This is a genomic window from Nonomuraea rhizosphaerae (assembly GCF_019396405.1).
Lineage (GTDB): Bacteria > Actinomycetota > Actinomycetes > Streptosporangiales > Streptosporangiaceae > Nonomuraea > Nonomuraea rhizosphaerae.
The window spans coordinates 1-3,390 of record NZ_JAHKRL010000322.1 but is presented as its reverse complement, the minus strand read 5'-3'; the positions used below and the strand labels follow the sequence as shown (position 1 = coordinate 3,390).

The following is a 3,390-nucleotide window of genomic DNA, read 5'->3' as shown; positions in this document are numbered from 1 at the left end:
GGCGGCGGGTCGCCCCGAGGCGGCTGACGCCCACCAGCCTGATCACCGAGTACTCGGTGGTCGCCGACGCCGCGCACTACCTGTACCCGTCGCTGACGCTCAGCACCGACGTGGCGCTGGCCCAGCAGGCGCAGGGCCTGATCGCCGCCAGCGAGGTGCGCGAGCAGCTGACCCGCGAGTACGCCCTGATCGTCGCCGCCAACGGCAAGCCGACGATGGCGGACCTGCACATGCTGGCCAAGATCGAGGGCACGCGCACGTACATGGCGACCAAGATCGCCTCCACCTTCGACGCCGAGCTGCGCGCCCCCTACGACAAGCTGTTCGGCTCCACGCGCTGGCAGGCGATGGAGCGCTCGCTGGAGGCGCAGACCTCCGGCCAGAGCCTGGACCTGACGGTGTGGCGCGGGCTGATCGACCCCGCGCTGCAGCAGTACACGCAGATCACCTGGGACACCGGGGACAGGCTGCTGGCCCGCATGGAGCCGGCCGGCATCGTCGTCCTGGCCCGCGCGCTCGTCGCCGGCGTGATCGGCCTCATCGCGGTGGGCCTGTCCATCTTCTTCTCGGTGCGCGTCGGCCGCCGGATCAGCCGCGAGCTGGCGGCGCTCCGCGGCACCGCGCTCGACCTGGCCGAGGTCAGGCTGCCCGAGGTCGTCACCAAGCTGCGGAACGGCAAGGACGTCGACATCGAGGCCGAGGTGCCGCGCATCAAGATGTGCGACGGCGCCACGAGCGAGATCGACGACCTCGCGGCCGCGTTCGACAGCGTCCAGCACACCGCCGTGGACGCCGCCGTCGAGCAGGCCCAGCTGCGCCAGGGCGTCTCCGAGGCGCTGCGCAACCTGGCCCGCCGCAGCCAGTCGCTGCTGCAGCGCCAGCTCAAGCTGCTGGACGAGATGCAGCGCGAGACCGAGGACCCGGAGGCGCTGTCCAGGCTGTTCAGGATCGACCACCTGACGACCCGCATGCGCCGCCACGCCGAGGGCCTGGTGCTGCTGTCCGGCGGCTCCGCCGGGCGCAGGTGGCGCGGCATCATCCCGGTCGAGGACGTGCTGAGCGGCGCCGCCGCCCAGGTCGAGGAGTACACCAGGGTCCGCGTCTACCCGATGCCGGAGTGCGGGCTCTCCGGCGCGGCCGTGGCCGACCTCATGCACCTGTTCGCCGAGCTGATCGAGAACGCGGCCGCCTTCTCCTCGCCCGGCAACGAGGTCTCCGTACGCGGGGAGCTGGTCGGCAGGGGCTTCGCCGTCGAGATCGAGGACCGCGGGCTGGGCATGACCGCCGAGGCCCGCCAGCAGTTCAACGACCGTCTGGCCAGCCCGCCCGAGTTCGACGCGGCGCAGACCGAGCGGCTCGGCTTCGCGGTGGTCGGCATGCTGGCCGCCAGGCACGACGTCACGGTCACGCTCAAGCCCTCCCCGTACGGCGGCACCACCGCGATCGTCCTGGTGCCCACAGCGCTCATCCAGCCTCTCCCGGCCCCCGTGCACCTGCCGGAGCTCGAGTCCGTCTCCGTGTCCGTCATCAGGACGCCGGCGGAGGACACGTCGCGTCCGGGCATCAGGACGCCGGAGGACACCACGGGGCCCGGCGTGCTCCCGCGGCGCGTGCGCACCAGCAAGCGCGCCCCTGAGGCGGTCCAGGACGCGGCCCAGGACCCGACGCTGCCCCGCCGTACGCGCCAGGCCAACCTGCCGCCACAGCTCCAGGCCCCGACCCCTGAGGAGCCCACGCGGCCCGAGCCGGAGGTACGCTCGCCCGAGGAGGCCAGGGACCTGCTCTCCTCGCTCCAGTCGGGCTGGCAGCGCGGGCGGCAGGACAGTGAACAGGACGGGGGATCCCCATCGTGACCCGTGAGCCCGATGAATGGGTTGACGAGGAGGCCGGTCCGGTGGTCCGGCCGTACGCGGTGACAAGAGGGCGCACCAAGCCCTCGTCGAGCACCGAGGAGCTCGACCTGCTGGCGACCGTGGCCGCCACGGGGCGGCCCGCGCCCCCCAAGGCGGACCTGAGCGTCCAGCACCGGCGGCTGATCGTCAGCGTCACCGGTCAGAGCAGGCCGGTGGCCGAGGTGGCCGCCGAGCTGAACCTGCCGGTGGGGGTGGCCAGGGTTCTGCTCGGGGACCTGCTCGACCACGGCCTGGTGACCGTGCGCCCGCCGCTCGCCAAGGCCACGGCGGCCACGGAGAGCCTGCTCAAGGAAGTGATCAACGGGCTGCGCGCCCTGTGAGCGCGACGGCCGGCCGGGTGAGGCCGGTCAGTTGGGTGAGGTCAGCGTCCTCAGCGAGTGCTCGACCAGCGTGACCATGACCTCCTTGGCCGACGTGCGCCGCCGCACGTCGCACAGCAGGACGGGCACGTCCTCGTCCAGGTCGAGCGCGACCCGCACGTCGTCCACGCTGTGGCGGTCGGCGCCGTCGAAGCAGTTGACGGCCACGACGAACGGCGTGCCGCGCTGCTCGAAGTAGTCCACCGACGGGAAGCAGTCGGTCAGCCGCCGGGTGTCGGCGATCACGACCGCGCCGAGCGCGCCGTAGGACAACTCGTCCCACATGAACCAGAACCGCTCCTGGCCGGGCGTGCCGAACAGGTACACGACCAGTCCCTCGCGGATCGTGATGCGGCCGAAGTCCATGGCGACGGTGGTCGTCGTCTTGGCCTCGACGCCGTCGATGTCGTCGACGCCGACCCCGCGGTCGGACAGCACCTCCTCCGTGCGCAGCGGCCTGATCTCGCTGATCGATCCGACCAGCGTGGTCTTGCCCACGCCGAACCCCCCGGCGATGAGGATCTTCAGCGCTACGGGGTCCTCAGAGAGCACGGAGTCCATTGATCACTTCCTTGAGAATGCGCTCATTCGGCCGTGGGCCCTTGGAAGAGGGTGACGTCACCGAGATGAGGCCGTGGTCACGCAGATCGCCGAGCAGCACCCGGACGACGCCTACGGGCAGGTCGAGCTCGACGGCCACGTCGGCCACCGAGATCGGGTTACGTGCTGCCCGCAGGATGAGTAGCTGTTCGGGTTCGAGTTCGTCCGTCGGCTCGCCGACGACGTTGACGGTCGCGATGAGGTCGAACGTCTCCCCCGAGGTCCTCGTACGGCCGCGGATGAGAGCATAGGGCCGGACGATCGGTCCCGCATCCTCATCCAGCCATCTCGGAGGCTCCCTCATCATGAGGTCGTCCGGGGATTGGTAGATATGTGCTGCCCAACCCGCTTGACGAGCATCGCCATTTCGTAGGCAATGTGCCCGACGTCCACGTTCGAGTCGGCCAGCACGGCCAGGCAGGTGCCCTGCCCCGCCGCCGTCACGAAGAGGAACGCCGACTCCATCTCGACGATCGTCTGGCGGACGTCGCCGCCGCCGAAATGGCGGGCGGTGGCCC

General features: G+C 71.1%; 5 protein-coding genes. 2 read left to right on the top strand and 3 right to left on the bottom strand.

What is annotated here, in order from left to right:
* The coding region (locus KME77_RS16205) for a sensor histidine kinase (protein ID WP_219467880.1) at positions 1–1,853 on the top strand (1,853 nt) is incomplete at its 5' end.
* The gene (locus tag KME77_RS16200; RefSeq protein ID WP_219467877.1) at positions 1,850–2,233 is read left to right on the top strand and encodes a DUF742 domain-containing protein; all 384 of its coding nucleotides are present in this window, start codon (positions 1,850–1,852) and stop codon (positions 2,231–2,233) included. The genes KME77_RS16205 and KME77_RS16200, both read left to right, overlap by 4 nt.
* 27 nt (positions 2,234–2,260) lie before the next feature.
* Here KME77_RS16200 and KME77_RS16195 read toward each other — a convergent pair whose 3' ends face one another.
* The 3 genes from KME77_RS16195 to KME77_RS16185 all read right to left on the bottom strand — a co-directional run.
* A complete protein-coding gene (locus KME77_RS16195; protein ID WP_219467874.1) occupies positions 2,261–2,833 on the bottom strand; it encodes a GTP-binding protein in 573 nt (190 codons plus the stop codon).
* Positions 2,814–3,176, bottom strand: a complete 363-nt coding sequence (locus KME77_RS16190; RefSeq protein ID WP_219467872.1) for a DUF742 domain-containing protein — start codon at positions 3,174–3,176, stop codon at positions 2,814–2,816. Before KME77_RS16190 ends, KME77_RS16195 begins: the two co-directional genes overlap by 20 nt.
* Positions 3,176–3,390 (bottom strand): roadblock/LC7 domain-containing protein (locus tag KME77_RS16185; protein ID WP_219467870.1); only part of this gene is annotated, 215 nt, incomplete at its 5' end. The genes KME77_RS16190 and KME77_RS16185, both read right to left, overlap by 1 nt.

Coding starts and splice junctions, on each gene's coding strand:
- KME77_RS16195 (WP_219467874.1), bottom strand. CDS start 2,833: ATGGACTCCGTGCTCTCTGAGGACCCCGTAGCGCTGAAGATCCTCATC.
- KME77_RS16190 (WP_219467872.1), bottom strand. CDS start 3,176: ATGAGGGAGCCTCCGAGATGGCTGGATGAGGATGCGGGACCGATCGTC.